Source organism: Streptomyces sp. NPDC059002, from assembly GCF_042740435.1.
GTDB lineage: Bacteria > Actinomycetota > Actinomycetes > Streptomycetales > Streptomycetaceae > Streptomyces.
Map to the genome: position 1 here is coordinate 33,399 of NZ_JBHYJI010000048.1, position 14,971 is coordinate 48,369.

Annotated in this window: 15 protein-coding genes; 8 read left to right on the forward strand and 7 right to left on the reverse strand. The window is 73.1% G+C overall.

The features are described from left to right. Positions 1-97: 97 nt before the first annotated feature. Together ACFWZ2_RS32205 and ACFWZ2_RS32210 are read left to right on the forward strand one after the other, a co-directional pair. The gene (locus ACFWZ2_RS32205) at positions 98-1,486 is read left to right on the forward strand and encodes a CoA transferase (RefSeq protein WP_384551682.1); all 1,389 of its coding nucleotides are present in this window, start codon (positions 98-100) and stop codon (positions 1,484-1,486) included. Between the two features lie 155 nt (positions 1,487-1,641). Continuing rightward, positions 1,642-2,646 carry a CopD family protein gene (locus ACFWZ2_RS32210; RefSeq protein ID WP_384551752.1) on the forward strand — a complete coding sequence of 335 codons (1,005 nt, stop codon included), beginning with the start codon at positions 1,642-1,644 and terminating at the stop codon, positions 2,644-2,646. A gap of 94 nt (positions 2,647-2,740) precedes the next feature. Here the strand turns inward: ACFWZ2_RS32210 and ACFWZ2_RS32215 are convergent, their stop codons facing one another. The 7 genes from ACFWZ2_RS32215 to ACFWZ2_RS32245 form a co-directional block, all read right to left on the reverse strand. Further along, a complete protein-coding gene (locus ACFWZ2_RS32215; protein ID WP_384551684.1) occupies positions 2,741-3,532 on the reverse strand; it encodes a lysoplasmalogenase in 792 nt (263 codons plus the stop codon). After that, positions 3,454-4,356, reverse strand: coding sequence for a sterol desaturase family protein (locus ACFWZ2_RS32220; RefSeq protein WP_384551686.1), 903 nt, complete (start codon positions 4,354-4,356; stop codon positions 3,454-3,456). Before ACFWZ2_RS32220 ends, ACFWZ2_RS32215 begins: the two co-directional genes overlap by 79 nt. Positions 4,357-4,462: 106 nt before the next feature. Then, positions 4,463-5,173: a VIT family protein gene (locus ACFWZ2_RS32225; protein ID WP_384551688.1), complete on the reverse strand. Its 711-nt coding sequence runs from the start codon at positions 5,171-5,173 to the stop codon at positions 4,463-4,465. Between the two features lie 24 nt (positions 5,174-5,197). Further along, positions 5,198-6,427 carry an amidohydrolase family protein gene (locus ACFWZ2_RS32230; protein ID WP_384551690.1) on the reverse strand — a complete coding sequence of 410 codons (1,230 nt, stop codon included), beginning with the start codon at positions 6,425-6,427 and terminating at the stop codon, positions 5,198-5,200. After that, complete coding sequence (locus ACFWZ2_RS32235) at positions 6,424-7,710, reverse strand: amidohydrolase family protein (RefSeq protein ID WP_384551692.1); 1,287 nt, start codon at positions 7,708-7,710, stop codon at positions 6,424-6,426. The genes ACFWZ2_RS32230 and ACFWZ2_RS32235 overlap by 4 nt, the downstream gene beginning before the upstream one ends. Positions 7,711-7,719: 9 nt before the next feature. Beyond that, a complete protein-coding gene (locus tag ACFWZ2_RS32240) occupies positions 7,720-8,604 on the reverse strand; it encodes an SDR family NAD(P)-dependent oxidoreductase (protein ID WP_384551694.1) in 885 nt (294 codons plus the stop codon). A 1-nt stretch (position 8,605) separates the two neighbouring features. Beyond that, complete coding sequence (locus tag ACFWZ2_RS32245; protein WP_384551696.1) at positions 8,606-9,403, reverse strand: acetoacetate decarboxylase family protein; 798 nt, start codon at positions 9,401-9,403, stop codon at positions 8,606-8,608. Positions 9,404-9,486: 83 nt separating this feature from the next. Here ACFWZ2_RS32245 and ACFWZ2_RS32250 point away from each other — a divergent pair, with 83 nt between their 5' ends. From ACFWZ2_RS32250 to ACFWZ2_RS32275, 6 genes are all read left to right on the forward strand, one after another. Then, positions 9,487-10,146 carry a TetR/AcrR family transcriptional regulator gene (locus ACFWZ2_RS32250; protein WP_384551698.1) on the forward strand — a complete coding sequence of 220 codons (660 nt, stop codon included), beginning with the start codon at positions 9,487-9,489 and terminating at the stop codon, positions 10,144-10,146. Between the two features lie 31 nt (positions 10,147-10,177). Beyond that, positions 10,178-11,173, forward strand: coding sequence for a DEDDh family exonuclease (locus ACFWZ2_RS32255; protein WP_384551700.1), 996 nt, complete (start codon positions 10,178-10,180; stop codon positions 11,171-11,173). A gap of 91 nt (positions 11,174-11,264) precedes the next feature. Next, positions 11,265-11,498 (forward strand): hypothetical protein, encoded by a 234-nt coding sequence (locus tag ACFWZ2_RS32260; RefSeq protein WP_188339667.1) that lies wholly within the window; start codon positions 11,265-11,267, stop codon positions 11,496-11,498. Positions 11,499-11,574: 76 nt separating this feature from the next. Beyond that, the gene (locus tag ACFWZ2_RS32265; RefSeq protein ID WP_384551703.1) at positions 11,575-12,363 is read left to right on the forward strand and encodes an SURF1 family protein; all 789 of its coding nucleotides are present in this window, start codon (positions 11,575-11,577) and stop codon (positions 12,361-12,363) included. A gap of 60 nt (positions 12,364-12,423) precedes the next feature. Further along, entirely contained in the window at positions 12,424-14,208 is a 1,785-nt protein-coding gene (locus ACFWZ2_RS32270) for a glycoside hydrolase family 15 protein (RefSeq protein WP_384551705.1), read from the forward strand. Between the two features lie 5 nt (positions 14,209-14,213). Then, positions 14,214-14,969 carry an SDR family oxidoreductase gene (locus ACFWZ2_RS32275; RefSeq protein ID WP_384551707.1) on the forward strand — a complete coding sequence of 252 codons (756 nt, stop codon included), beginning with the start codon at positions 14,214-14,216 and terminating at the stop codon, positions 14,967-14,969. The last annotated feature ends 2 nt before the right edge of the window (positions 14,970-14,971 follow it).

Consider the following 14,971-nt stretch of genomic DNA (forward strand, 5'->3'; position numbering starts at 1 on the left):
TTCCCCGGCGGTCGTACGGAAGTGGCGCCGTGTCAGCGCGTGTTGGGCCGGGCGGCCGAGGGTCGCCCGGCCCTTCCGCGCACGGCATAGTGCATGCATGACGCACACATCACCGGACGCCACCCGCTCCGCCTGGACCGCACTCGGCGGCGATCCCGCGCTCCTGCCCCGGATCGCCTCCGTCACCCGCGACGGCGCGCTGCCCGCCCGCCTCCCGGTCATCGGGCTCGCCCGGGCCTGTACGGGCGTCTGCGCGCTGGCCGCCGCCGAGCTGACCGCGCGGCGCACCGGGCGCGACGTGCCGCGGGTCCTGGTCGACGACGGCGCGGTGGCCACGGCCTTCACCAGCGAGCGGCACCTCCTGGTCGACGGCAGGGCGCCGGTGACCTTCGCGCCGCTGTCCCGGTTCTGGCGCACCGCGGACGGCTGGGTGCGCACCCACGCCAACTACCCGCACCACAGGCAGGCGTTGCTGTCCGCCCTCGGGCTCGCCGACGCCGAGGAGTCGGTCGCCGCGCGCCTCGCGGAGCTGCCCGCAACCAAGGCCGAGGACGCGGTGTACGCCGCCGGAGGGCTCGCCGTCGCGCTGCGCACGCCCGGACAGTGGGCCGCGCATCCGCAGGGGGCGGCGGTGGCGGACCAGCCCCTGGTGCACCGGGAGTGGCTCGGCCCCGCGCCCGCGCGCGACCTCGCCCCGCTCACCGGCTCCCCCGCACGGCCCGCCGACGGCCTGCGCGTACTGGACCTCACCCGGGTCATCGCGGGGCCCGTCGCGACCCGCACGCTCGCACTGCTCGGCGCGGACGTGCTGCGCGTCGACCCGCCGCGGCCCGCCGAACTCGCCGACCAGCACACGGACACCGGCTTCGGGAAGCGCTCCGCCACCCTCGACCTCGGCGACCGCACGGACCGGCGCGTCTTCGACGACCTGCTGTCGGCCGCCGACGTCGTCGTCACCGGCTACCGGCCCGGCGCACTCGACCGGTTCGGGCTCTCGCCCCAGGAGCTGGCCGCGCGCAGGCCGGGCGTCGTCGTCGCCCAGCTGTCGGCGTGGGGCGCGGCGGGCCCCTGGGCGGACCGGCGCGGTTTCGACAGCCTCGTGCAGGTCGCCACCGGGATCGCGGCGGTCGAGGGCGACCCCGGGCGGCCCGGCGCGCTGCCCGCGCAGGCCCTGGACCACGGCACCGGATATCTGCTCGCCGCCGCGGTGCTGCGGACGGTGACCGAACAGGCGTCGCGGGGCGGCACCGGGTACGTACGCCTCGCCCTCGCCCGTACGGCGGCATGGCTGATGTCGCTCGACACCGCGGGATCCGGCGGGCGCGCCGCAGAGGCCTACGCCGATCCCGCGCCCTGGCTCGCCGGGACCGACAGCCCGCTGGGGCGGCTCCGGTACGCCCTGCCGCCCGTCTCCTTCTCCGGAGGACCCGCCAACTGGGCGCGCCCGCCGGGCCGTTGGGGAGGCGACCGGCCCGACTGGCGGTGAGCCGACGCGCGCGGTGGTGAGCGTTACGGTCCGATCGGAACGCCTTTGCGCCAGTTGTCCCCCAGGACTTGCCCGCCGGGGGAACCCCTGGTGAAGATCTTGTGGTGAGTTCCATACGACCGTCCGCCGAGCCCGGCGGCGACGCGACGGCCGGCATACCGGCCGCCGCCCCCGCCTCGCACCGCGCGCCGCGCCGCCGCCCCTCCGTGGGGCGCGCCGTGGCCGTGCTCGTCCTGGTGGCCTTCGCCGCGCTGATCCCGCTGCTCGGCCCCTCGGCCGCGCTCAGCGGCACCGGCGAGGCGAAGGCGCCCGGCACCGGCGGCATCACGGTCCTGCGCGCGGTCCTGTTCGCCGCGCTGTGCGTGCAGTTGGGCGAGGTGTTCGCGACGCGCCTCGCCCGCCGGGTGCCGGGGGCGCCGCCGGACCGGGCGCCCCGCGGCTGGGGGGCGTACGCGGCATGGGCGGGGTTCGCCGCGGCGCTCGGGCTCGCCGCGATCGTGGCGAACGGCAACCTCGTCCCGCAGGAACTCGCCGACCTGGACATCGGGCGGCTCTACGACACCCGGGACGGCAGGCTCGCCCTCCTGGAGGTCAACGGCTTCATCGCGGCCGCCCTGTGCGCGCGGACCCGGCGCCCTTCCACCGCGGTGCTTCCGCTGGCCGCGGTGATCGTCGCCGAGGCGCTGCGGGCCCACCCTCCGGTGGAGAACTCCGCGCTCGTCGGCAGCGGTCTCACGCTGGTGCATCTGACGTGCGGCGCGCTGTGGGCGGGCGGTCTGCTGTACGTCCTGCGCCTGCTGCGGAGGTGGCGGACGTCCGCTCCGGAGGCGGGCATCGCGGTCCTGGGGCTCTACGCGCGCGTGGCCGCCGTCCTGTTCGCCGCGATCACGGCGACGGGCGTCTTCAGCACCCTGCGCCGGATGCCGCCGGGCACGGTCGTCGACCAGCTGACCGAGACGGCCTACGGCCGCACCCTGCTCGCCAAGGTCCTCGTCGTGACCGCCGTCTCGGTGCTCGCCCTGTGCGCCCGCCACCGGCTGCGGGGCACCGGGGACCGCGTCGGCGCGTACGTCCCCGCGCGCGGGGAGGTGATCGCGCTCGGCGCGGTCGTGGCCCTTTCGGCGCTGCTCACGGCGGTGCCGGTGCCGATCCGCTGGTGACGCGCGGGGGCGGCGCGACGACGAGGTCGCCGCGGTAGGCCCGCGGATCGCCGCCACAGCTGCAGGCACGCAGCACGCACGTCCTTCGTGCTGGTCAGGAGGTGGTGCTCGGCATACGCCTTTCACCGTACGCCGGGGTGGACTCCTGCCGCCCGTCGGCTGCCGCCAGCACGCCCTTGGCCAGCAGGTACTGCGCCGCCAGATACGTGAGCATGATCGCGAAGTCGGGCCGGGGCAGCTGCGGCCACTCGGCGACGCCGGTCGCGATGAGGGTGTCCGAGAGCAGGAAGAGCGCGCCTCCCGCGGCCGCCGTGGCACCGAGGGCGGTCGCGCCGAACGCCATCGCGGTGAGCAGCAGGCTGTAGCCCGCGACGGGACCGCGCATGTCGGCGGGCAGATCGGGCCAGAGCAGCGCCACGGTGACCACGAGCGCGAGCGCGTACCCGGCGACGAGCGCGGCACCACGCACGCGTGGGGACCCGCCCCCGTTTCCGTACCTCCTGGAGTCGCCGTACCGCTTGAAGAGCACGAGGTAGCAGACGTGCCCGGCCGCGAAGGAGCCCATTCCCGCGAGGAAGGCGGGCTCGGCGTCGAAGAGCAGGAAGGTGTCTCCGCCCCAGCCGCAGAGGAGGGCGGCGATCAGCAGCCGGGGGCCGCGCCGCACCGCGACGTACGCCGCGAGCAGCGGCATGAGCAGCGGCTTGAAGACGGCGTGGCCGGGCCCGAAGTCCGCGAGGAGCGCGAGGAGATCGCCGGCCGCGGCGAGACCGAAGGCGCCGGCGAGCAGCCTCGGCGAGGGCGGCCGCGTCACGCCGCGCGCTCCGGGACCGTCGCCTGGGAGGCCCGTACGGTCGCGGTGGGCGCCTCGGGGGCCTGCGGCTGCCATCCGGGGCCGCGGAAGACCCGTCCGGCCCGCTCGCGCCAACTGGCGGCCGCCTTCAGGTCCTTGGCGATGGCGGCGTACTCGTGGGTGGCGACGCGCAGCGGGTTGTATGTGTTGATGTTCTTCGTCAGGCCGTACACGGGGCGGTCGGTCTCGGCGACCCACGAGCCGAACATGCGGTCCCAGATGATCAGGATGCCGCCGAAGTTGCGGTCCAGATAGCCGCCCTGGGAGGCGTGGTGCACGCGGTGGTGCGAGGGCGTGTTCAGGACGTACTCGAAGGGGCGGGGCAGCTTGTCGATGCGTTCGGTGTGGATCCAGAACTGGTAGACCAGGTTGGCCGAGGAGCAGAACGCGAGCGCCGCCGGGTGCACGCCGCAGGCGATGAGCGGCAGATAGAACGGCCACACCGTGAGGGTCGTCCACGGCTGGCGCAGTGCCGTCGTGAGGTTGAACTTGCGGCTGGAGTGGTGCACCACGTGGCAGGCCCACAGGATGCGGATGACGTGGTGGCCCCGGTGCGACCAGTAGTAGAAGAAGTCCTGCGCGAGGAGCATCAGCGGGATCGTCCACCACAGGACGTCCACGCGCAGCGGTGTCAGCGCGTAGACGCCCGAGTAGATCGCGACGATCGGGATCTTCCACAGGAAGTCGAAGACCATGCTGCCGAGCCCCATGGTGATGCTGGTGACGGCGTCCTTGGTCTCGTACCCGGCGGCGGCCCCGTCGGCGGCAGGATGGATCCGGTGGCTCACGATCTCGACGACGGTGAGCAGCACGAAGGCAGGTATGGACCACAGCACGACATCGGGCAGGTTCGGGGACATGCGTGCACCGTAGAACGGCTGGTTGCCCGCGACTAGGGGTTGTTACCGACAAGTATTACCGGCGGTACGAGGCCGGTTGTTGGTGATCCTCACCAAAGGCGGCGCCTCAAACGCCGACCGCCCCCAGCAGCGCCCCCGCCCCATAGGTGACCGCCATCGCCAGCGCACCGCCCGCCACGTTCCGCAGCACCGCGCGGCGCACGTCCGCCGCGCCCAGGCGGGCGCTGCCCCAGCCCGTGAGGGCAAGGGCCGCGAGAACGGAGAGCACCGTGACGCCGAGCCGCCAGTCGGCGGGCGGCAGCACGATCGCCAGCAGCGGAAGCAGCGCGCCCACCGTGAAGGCGACGAAACTGGCCCAGGCGGCGTGCCAGGGATTGGTGAGCTCGTCCGGGTCGATGCCGAGCTCCACGCGCGCGTGGGCCCGCAGCGCGTCCCGCTCGGTGAGCTGCTCCGCGGCCTCGCGCGCCACCTCGCCGCTGAGCCCGCGCCCCTCCAACAGCTCGGTCAGCTCGGCCAGTTCGGCCTCGGGCTGCTCGCGCAGCTCGCGCCGCTCCATGGCCAGGGCGGCCTTCTCCGAGTCGCGTTGCGTGGAGACGGAGACGTACTCGCCCGCGGCCATGGACATGGACCCCGCGAGGAGCCCGGCGAGCCCCGCGGTGAGCAGGGTGCCGCGGTCGCCGGTGGCACCCGCGACGCCGACGACGAGGCCCGCGGTGGAGACGATGCCGTCGTTGGCCCCCAGCACGGCGGCCCGCAGCCAGTTGAGCCGTGCGCCGAGGGCTCCGCCGTGCGCTTCGTCATGCGTTGCTTCCGTCACGCAGGGAGCATCGCACCACAGGAGTCACCAGATGCGGACCGACCCTCCCGGCGCGAACACCGGGCTCGTCGCGTCGGCGGGCGCCTCCTTGAGGGGTTCGTCCAGTTCCTGGACCGTCGGTCCCACGCGCGCGGCGATCTCGCCGAGCCGCTCCAGGTCGAAGCCGTAGACACGGGCGGCGTTGCCGCCGACCATGGCCGCGATCTCGTCCCTCGGCAGGCCCGCGTAGGTGATCCGCAGGCCCTCGCGGGAGTACGGGTGGGTGCCTTCGTCGTGCGGGTAGTCGCTGCCCCACATGATCTTGTCGAGGCCGATGCGCTCGCGCAGGGCCGCCTCGTGCGGGCGCATGAAGCTGGCGCCCACGAAGCAGTTCTCGCGCCACACCTGGGAGGGCCCCTTGCCCATCGAATCGGCGAGGCCCGCCCCGAACTTCGACTCCGCGGTATCCGCCTTCGTGGCCGCCGCGACCAGGCGCGAGTGGTAGTAGTCCAGCATGTCGAGCACCCCGGGGATCCACCCCGAACCCTGCTCGGTGAGGACCAGCTTCAGCTCCGGGTGGCGGCGGAAGGCGCCGCCGAAGACGAGGTGCCAGAGCGCCCGGTGCGAGAACCACGTCGTCTCGACCATGAACACCGCGCGCGCGGCGGGCTCGTCGCCCAGCGGCGGCGATGCCGAGCCCGCATGGTGGTTGACCGGCACGCCGAGCTCGGCGCAGGCCGCCCAGATCGGGTCGTACGCCGATGAGTACAGCTCCGGCAGGCCCGAGCCCGGCGGGGTGCCGGGCAGCATGACGCCGCCGGTGAGGCCCGCCTTCACCGACCTGCGGATCTCCTCGACGGCCTGGTCGACGTCGTTCAGGAGGATCTGGAAGACGCCCGCCCTGCGCCCCGGTGCGGCCGCGCAGAAGTCGGCGAGCCAGCGGTTGTGGGCGCGCAGTCCCGCCCAGCGCCGCTCGTACTCCTCGCGGGTCGGCGCGGGCGCCATCAGCGACGCCGAGGGGAAGAACGGCGGGATGGTGTTCGGGAAGACGACCTCGGCGACGATGCCGTCCGCCTCCAGCTCGGCGACGCGGCGGTCCGAGTTCCAGTTGCGGTCGGCGGTGTCGGCGAGGAGGTCCTCGTACGGATTGACGTAGGTGGCGGCCCACGCGTCGAACGCGTCGTGGTGGCGGGACTCCAAGTAGGGCTTGTAGTCCAGGAGATCGGCGCCCGCGTGGCAGTCCGCGGAGATGACGGTGTAGCGGTCCCCGGTCATCGGGTCACCCCCAGCGTCGGGAAGTCGTGGTCGGTCAGCCAGTGGCGGCCCACCTCGCGCGAGCGCGCCCAGGAGGCCTCGACGGCCGTCTGGTCGGCGTCCTGGCCGAGTTCGGCCGGGGTGGGGCCGATGCGGCGGGCGAGCGGCGCGAGCTGCTCCGTGTCGAAGCCGAAGACCTCGGCGGCCGCGAGGCCCAGCATGCGCCGGGTCTCCGCCACGGGGATGTCGTGGAAGGTCTTCCTCAGCCACGCGCGCGTGTCGGGCCAGGTGCCCTCGGGGTGCGGGAAGTCGCTGCCCCAGAGGATGTTGTCGACGCCGATCTCGTAGCGCTGGGCGAGTTCGCGGCGCTTGGTGTTGGTGGCGCAGACGAAGATCTGGCGGTCCAGGTACTCGTGCGGCGGGCGCTTCAGCTCCGCGAACGGGGAGAGCTTCTTGCCGCCGTGCGCGCCCAGGTAGAGGCGGTCCATGAACCACAGGAGGTTCGGCAGCCACCAGCAGCCCGACTCCGCGACGCCGAACCTCAGCCCGGGATGCCGCTCGAAGACGCCCGACCAGAGCATGAACCACAGCGGGCGCGCGGGCCACCACGTCACTTCGGAGACATAGATCCCCAGATGGTCGCCGTACTCGTGACGGGGTGCCGCTCCGGAGTGGGTGACCACGGGCATCGCGCACTCGGCCGCCGCGGCCCACACGGGGTCGTAACGCCGGTCGTGGTAGGGCGCCTTGTCGACCCACATGGAGGGGATCATCAGCGCGCCGAGCCCCGAATCCTTGGCGCGGTGCACCTCGGCGACGACGCGGTCGACCTCGCCGGTGATGGGCAACAGGGCTACTCCGCAGTGCCGTTCGGGATGCTCGGACACAAAGTCGGCGAGCCAGCGGTTGTGCGCCTGCGCGCCCGCCATGCCGAGCTCGGGGTCCTGGTCCCCGGAGAGGCCGAGGCCCACTCCGAAGGGCGCGGCCGTCTGGCTGTCCACGGCGTCCGCGTCGGGGAAGACGACCTCGGCGGCCACCCCGTCGCCGTCCAGCTCCTTCACGCGCTGCGCGGCGTCCCAGCCGCCGCGCAGCCCCTCTTCGTTGTCGTTGAACCACTTCTCGGCGAACGCGTCGTTGCGGATGCCGAGGCGCGTCGACTCCTCGCGGCGGGCCTGCGCCTGGCCGAGGAACTCGTCGAACTCACGGTGGAAGCGGCGCTCCAAGTAGGGCCGGTACTCCTCGGTGGGGAGCCCGGCGTGGCAGTCGGAGGAGATGATCAGGTAAGGGTCGTGCGGGTCGGTCATCGCGACTCCCTAGTCGAGAATGAAGCTCTCCAGGTACGCCGGGTTGGCGCGCGCCAGCATCGAGGCGGACCTGGCCTTGATCTGCCCGTCGCTGTGCTCGCTCTCGGGCAGCAGCCAGAAGCGGCCCTTCGTGATCCCCTCCGCCACGAAGTCCGCGACCTGCTCGACGGGTGTGAACTCCACCTCCTGGCCCGCGTCCTTCATCGCGGCCTCCCACTGGTCGAGGCTGCGGTAAGGGGTCCTGCGGGGGCGGGACTTGGCGTACCGCTCGGGCCGGTTGCGGTGCGACTCCCACAGGCCCGTGCGCAGCATGTGCGGCCCGGGGAAGAGCACGGAGGCGCCCACGCGCGCGTGCTCCGCCTTCAGATGCGCGTACAGCGACTCCGTCATCGTCACGACGGCGGCCTTCGTGACCGCGTACACGGAGGCGGTGGGCAGCGGCGCGATGCCGCCGTCGGAGGAGGAGGTGTTGACGACATGCCCTGGCTCGCCGCCCGCGATCATCCGGGGCACGAAGGCCTGGATGCCGTGGAAGACGCCCCACACGTTGACCTCGAAGGCCCACTTCCAGTCGTTCGGCTCGTGCTCCCACATCCGGCCTTCGGCGCCCGAGCCGACGCCCGCGTTGTTGCACAGCACATGGACGGCGCCGAACTTCTCGTACGCCTCGTCGGCGAGCGCGAAGACCTGCTCGCGCGCGCCGACGTCGACCACGCGCGCGTGCACCGTCGCCCCGTCCTCGCGCAGGGCGGCGGCCGCCTTCTCCAGGGCACCCTCCTCGACGTCCGCGAGGACCACCTTCAGGCCCTGTGCCGCGAACCGCCGCACCATGGCGAGCCCGATGCCGCTCGCCGCGCCCGTGACGACGGCGACCTGCCCTTCGCGCAGGTCCATCTCAGACGCTCCCCTCGGGCGGTCCGTCGAGGATCTGCGCGGGGTCGTCGTAGCGCTGGTGGATGTAGGGCAGCAGTGCCTGGGCGCTGACGCGCTCGACGACGCGGCCCTGCTGGTCGGTGGTCTTCTCGCCGATGGTGATGTCGACGACGGCGCGCACCGGCAGATCGGCCACCGGGTCGTACATCGACTCGCGCAGGACGACGTCCCCCGTGATGCCCTCCAGCTTGCGGACCTTCTCGTTGCGTACGCAGTGCACGAGCACCGGTTCGCCGTCGAAGCCCGAACCGTCCACCGCGGGAAGGAACTTGAAGTAGAAGTCGGTCTTCTGTGCCGGCTCCGGGAGCGGCAGGGCGCCGCTGACCGCGCCGCGCACCTCCACGAAGGCGATGCCGTGCCGGGCGAGCGAGGCCCGCACCACCAGGCCGTCGCGCTCCACCTCGACCTCGCCGAGCTTCTTCGGCTCCCCGAAGACCTCGCGCCCGCCGGTCAGGGCCCGCTCGTGGGTCATCGGCATCACCAGCGGGTACCAGCCGGACACTCCCCCGTGCTCGGCGGCGACGGCCACCGAACCCGCGCCCAGCGGATAGCCGGGCAGGTCGACCTTGCTGATGCCGGCCCGCACCAGGGGCCGCCCGGTGGGCTTCAGCGGCGGCGGCAGGACCGCCGCGACCGCGTCGGGATCGCTCTCCCAGACCGCCACCACACCGGTGGACCAGATGTCGGGGAGCTTGGAACTCGCGGCGCGCGCGGCGGCGATCTCCGCCTCGGTGCGCGCCCCGTACCGGATGCGTGTCATGTCGTACCGCCCTTCGTCGACGCGGACTCGGGTCCGCTGCGGGGACTTGCGGGAGGTTCTGTAACACAGTTACAACAGGACCCGTGAAGGGTAAAGAGACGCGTACACATCTGAACCGGGAAGACGTGCTCGCCGCCGCCGCGAACCTGGTGAAGCAGCACGGCCCGGGCGCCCTGACCATGCGCAAGCTCGCCGCCGAGCTCGGCACCGCCGTCACCTCGATCTACTGGCACGTCGGCAACCGCGAATCGCTCCTGGACGCCCTCGTCGAACGCACCGTCGCCGACCTCGGCGAGATCCGCCCCTCCGGAGCCACCCCCGACCGGCGCATCGTCTCCGTGGCGCGCGCCCTGCGCCGCCAGCTGCGCGACCATCCGCACCTCGTCGCCATGGTCCACGAACGGGGCCTCACGGAACGGATGTTCCTGCCCGCCCAGCGCGCCCTGGTCCACGAGGTGCACGCGGCGGGCCTGCGCGGCGCCCGCGCGGCCGACGCCGTCCGCGCCGTCCAGGTGCACGTCGTCGGCCACGTCCTGGTCGAGCGCAACCGGGAACGCGCCCCTGTCCAGCGCCCCGGCGAGGACGAACTGTGGACCACGGAGACGGCGGAGCGGGACGGCGCGCTCGCCCGCGCGCTGGCCGGACCCCTCGATCCCGAGGCCCTGTTCACCACGTCCGTCAAGGCTCTGGTGACGGGGCTTCTCGGACCTCCCGGCCGGGAGCGGCCGGACCGGGGGACCTGACTGTCAGTCGCGGCCCGTATCCTCATGGACCATGCTCGAAGACCGCACGACCGCAGCGTCCGCCACCCCCTGGCCGGCCGCGTATCCAACGGGGTACGCGGTCGTCGACGTCGAGACCACAGGCCTTGCCCGCGACGACCGCATAGTGTCGGCCGCCGTCTACCGGGTGGACGCCAGGGGCGAGATCGAGGACCACTGGTACACACTGGTCAACCCCCAGCGCGACCCGGGCCCCGTCTGGATCCACGGCCTCACCAGCGAGATGCTCAAGGACGCGCCGCTCTTCAAGGACGTCGCCGAGGAGTTCGCGGCCCGCCTCGACGGCCGCGTCCTGGTCGCGCACAACGCGGTCTTCGACTGGTCGATGATCGCCAGGGAGTACGCGCGCGCGGAGCGCACCGCCCCCGTGCGTCAGCGCCTGTGCACCATCGCGCTCTCCAAGGAGCTGGCGCTCCCGCTGCCCAACCACAAGCTGGAGTCCCTGGCCGCGCACTTCGGCGTCGAGCAGCGCCACGCGCACAACGCACTCGACGACGCGCGCGTGCTCGCCGAGGCGTTCCGGCCCAGCCTGCTCGCGGCCGCCGGCGGCAATGTCCGCCTGCCGCTCCTGGAGTGCCGCCCGCTCACCGAGTGGTCCGACGGCGCGCCCCGGATCGTCCGCCAGCCGACCGGCCCGACGCCCTCCGCGTCGTACCGGCCCGGGAGTTGGCGCCCCTCGCGCAAGCGGCCGCCGTGCCCGTACCCGAACCCCGGGCGTTACGAACCGGGCAAACCGCTCAAGCAGGGCATGCGGGTCGCCTTCTCCGGAGACACCTCCGTGGAACGCGAGCTCCTGGAGGACCGTGCCGTGGACGCGGGACTGCACATCGCGACGAGCGTGTCCCGGCTCACCAGCCTGCTCGTCACGAACGACCCGGACTCCGGCACCTCCAAGACCACCAAGGCGCGCTCCTTCGGCACTCCGGTGATCGACGAGGCGGCCTTCGGACAGCTCCTCCAGGACGTGGCGCCCGCGTCGGAGGGGTGACGGGCAGAGGCGGCGTCAGACGGGTGATTGCCGGGCGACTCGCCCGCCGACCACTCGCCTGGCACCGCACCGGCGTCCCACCCTGTGGCGCATGGCACGTTGCGAGGTCTGCGGAAACGACTACGGCATGTCCTTTGAAGTGCACGCGCAGGGCGCGGTGCACGTCTTCGACTGCTTCTCCTGCGCCATCCACCGCATGGCGCCCATCTGCGAGCACTGCCGGTGCCGCATCATCGGCCAGGGCGTCGAGGTCGACGGCCACTGGTACTGCGGCGCCCACTGCTCGCGCGCGGAGGGGCGGGTGGGCATCGTCGACAAGGTCTGACCCGCGCCCCGAGCCCCCGCCGCTCCATCCGACCCCACCCCCAGGCACCCCATGCCGGTAGTTGTACCGTCGTGGGGTGTACCGCTTCCTGTTGTCCCGGCAGTGGGTGATCCTCACCCTCGTCGCCCTCGTCCTCATCCCGGTGATGGTTGAGCTCGGCTTCTGGCAGCTGCACCGGCACGAACACCGCGTCGCGCAGAACCAGCGGGTCACCGACGCGCTGGCGGCCGACCCGGTCCCCGCCGAGAAGCTCACCTCGCCCGGCCACGAGGTGCCCAAGTCCGACCTGTACCGCCGGGTGAGCGCCAAGGGCACGTTCGACACGAAGCACGAGGTCGTCGTGCGGCGCCGCACCAACGCCGACGACGAGGTCGGCTTCCACGTCCTGACCCCCTTCGTCCTGGAGGACGGCAAGGTCCTGCTGGTCAACCGCGGCTGGATCCCGGCCGACGGACCGCAGACCTCGTTCCCGAAGATCCCCGCCGCACCGAAGGGCACGCTCACCGTCACCGGCCGTCTGATGGCCGACGAGACGTCCGCGGCCAGCGGCATCAAGGACGTCCGCGGCCTGCCGGACCGTCAGATCATGCTGATCAGCAGCGGCCAGCAGGCCGACGCCCTCGGCAAGCAGGTGCTCGGCGGGTACATCCAGCTGACCTCGCCCGGAGCGAGCGACGGCTCCCCCCAGCTGATCGGCGGGCCCGACCACAGCGGGATCGGTCCGCACATGGCGTACGCCGTTCAGTGGTGGCTGTTCGCCGCGGGCGTCCCCGTCGGATGGGTGATCCTGGTCCGCAGGGAGCGGCGCGATCGCGCGGCGGCGGCCGCCGCGCCCGCCGTGGAGGCCACTCCGACCCCCGCGTAGGCGCCCCGCGGCCCCCAAGGTCCCGGTTGGCGCGGGCCCGCATCGGGAACCCGTTCCACCGTGCCCCACCCCATCGAGGACTACGCGCTCATCGGCGACCACCAGACCGCCGCCCTGATCTCCCGGGACGGCTCCGTCGACTGGCTGTGTCTGCCCCGGTTCGATTCCGGCGCCTGTTTCGCCGCGCTGCTCGGCGACGAGGAGAACGGCCACTGGCGCATCGCCCCCGAGGGCGCCGGTCCCTGCACCCGGCGCGCCTACCGCTCCGACTCCCTCGTCCTCGACTCGGAGTGGGACACCGACGACGGCTCCGTCCGCGTCACCGACTTCATGCCGCAGCGGGACCGCGCCCCCGATGTCGTACGCATCGTCGAGGGCCTGAAGGGCCGCGTCACCGTCCGCAGCACGCTGCGGCTCCGCTTCGACTACGGCTCGGTGGTGCCGTGGATGCGCAGGACGGACAACCACCGGGTGGCCGTCGCGGGGCCCGACTCCGTGTGGCTGCGCAGCGAGCCGCCCGTACACACCTGGGGCCAGGACTTCGGCACCCACTCCGAGTTCACCGTCGAACAGGGCGAGCAGGTCGCGTTCGTCCTGACCTGGCATCCCTCGCACGAGCCGCGTCCCGCACTCGTCGATCCGCACGACTCGCTGCGCGACAGCCTCGCGGACTGGCGGGCCTGGGCCGCGCACTGCCGCTACGACGGGCCGCACCGCGACGCCGTCATGCGCTCCCTGATCACCCTCAAGGCCCTCACCTACGCGCCGACCGGCGGCATCGTGGCCGCCCCCACCACCTCGCTGCCCGAGGAGGTCGGCGGCGTACGCAACTGGGACTACCGCTACTGCTGGCTGCGGGACGCCACCCTCACCCTGGGCGCGCTGCTCTCGGCGGGCTATTCGGAGGAGGCCGAGGCGTGGCGCGACTGGCTGCTGCGCGCGGTCGCGGGCAACCCCGACGATCTGCAGATCATGTACGGCCTCGCCGGCGAGCGGCGCCTTCCCGAGTACGAACTGCCCTGGCTGCCCGGCTACGCGGGCTCCGCGCCGGTGCGCATCGGCAACGACGCCGCGCACCAGCTGCAGCTCGACGTGTACGGCGAAGTCGTCGACTCCCTTGCCCTCGCGCACCGTTCGGGCCTGCCCACCCGTCCGCACGCCTGGAACCTGCAGCTGCGCCTGCTGAAGTCGCTGCAGGAGAAGTGGCGGGAACCCGACCGGGGACTGTGGGAAGTGCGCGGCCCGCGCCGCCACTTCGTGTACTCGAAGGTGATGGTGTGGGTGGCCGCCGACCGCACCGTACGCGCACTGGAGGAGGAGCCCGGGCTGCGCGGCGAGACGGCCCGCTGGCGCAAGCTGCGGGACGAGGTGCACCAGGAGGTGTGCGAGCGGGGCTACGACGCGGAGCGGAACACTTTCACGCAGTTCTACGGCTCCGCCGAGCTGGACGCCGCCCTGCTGCTCATCCCGCGCGTGGGCTTCCTGCCGCCCGACGATCCGCGCGTCCTCGGCACGATCGAGGCGGTCCGCGACGAGCTGGGCCACCACGGCCTGCTGCGCCGCTACACCGCGGACGGCACGGACGTCGACGGACTGCCGGGCCGCGAGGGCACCTTCCTGGTGTGTTCCTTCTGGCTGGCGGACGCGCTGCAGCTGTCGGGCCGCACCCGGGAGGCGCGCGAGCTGTTCGAACGGCTGGTGGGGCTGGGCAACGACGTGGGACTCCTCGCCGAGGAGTACGACCCGGTGGCCCGCCGGCAGCTGGGCAACTTCCCGCAGGCATTCAGCCATATCGGACTCGTGGGCACCGCCCTCGCGCTCTTCGGCGGGGGCGCGGGAGGATAGGGGCCATGGATCTTGGACTGAAAGACCGTGTCTACGTAGTCACCGGCGCCACCCGCGGCCTCGGCAACGCCACCGCGCGTGAGCTGGTCGCCGACGGTGCGCGGGTCGTCGTCACCGGCCGCGACGAGAAGACCGTCGCCGAGGCGGCCGCCGAGCTCGGGCCGAACGCGGTGGGCGTCGCGGCGGACAACGCCGACCCGGCCGTCGCGGACCGTCTGGTCGCCGCGGCCCGCGAGCACTTCGGGCGCCTCGACGGCGTCCTGATCAGCGTCGGCGGGCCCGCCCCCGGCTTCGTCGCGGACAACACCGACGAGCAGTGGCAGTCGGCGTTCGATTCCGTCTTCCTCGGTGCCGTGCGCCTCGCGCGCGCCGCGGCGGCGGCGCTCGGCGACGGCGGCGTCATCGGCTTCGTGCTGTCCGGTTCGGTGCACGAGCCGATCCCCGGCCTGACGATCTCGAACGGACTGCGCCCGGGTCTCGCCGGGTTCGCGAAGTCCCTCTCCGACGAACTCGGCCCGCGCGGCATCCGCGTCGTCGGCGTCCTGCCCGGCCGCATCGCCACGGACCGGATGCGCCAGCTGGACGGCCTCTCGCCGGACCCGGAGGCCACCCGCACCGCGAACGAGTCGGGCATTCCGCTGCGCCGCTACGGCACTCCGGAGGAGTTCGGCCGCACCGCCGCGTTCCTGCTGTCGCCCGCGGCGTCGTACGTGACGGGCGTCATGGTGCCGGTGGACGGCGGGGCGCGGCACGGCTTCTGACC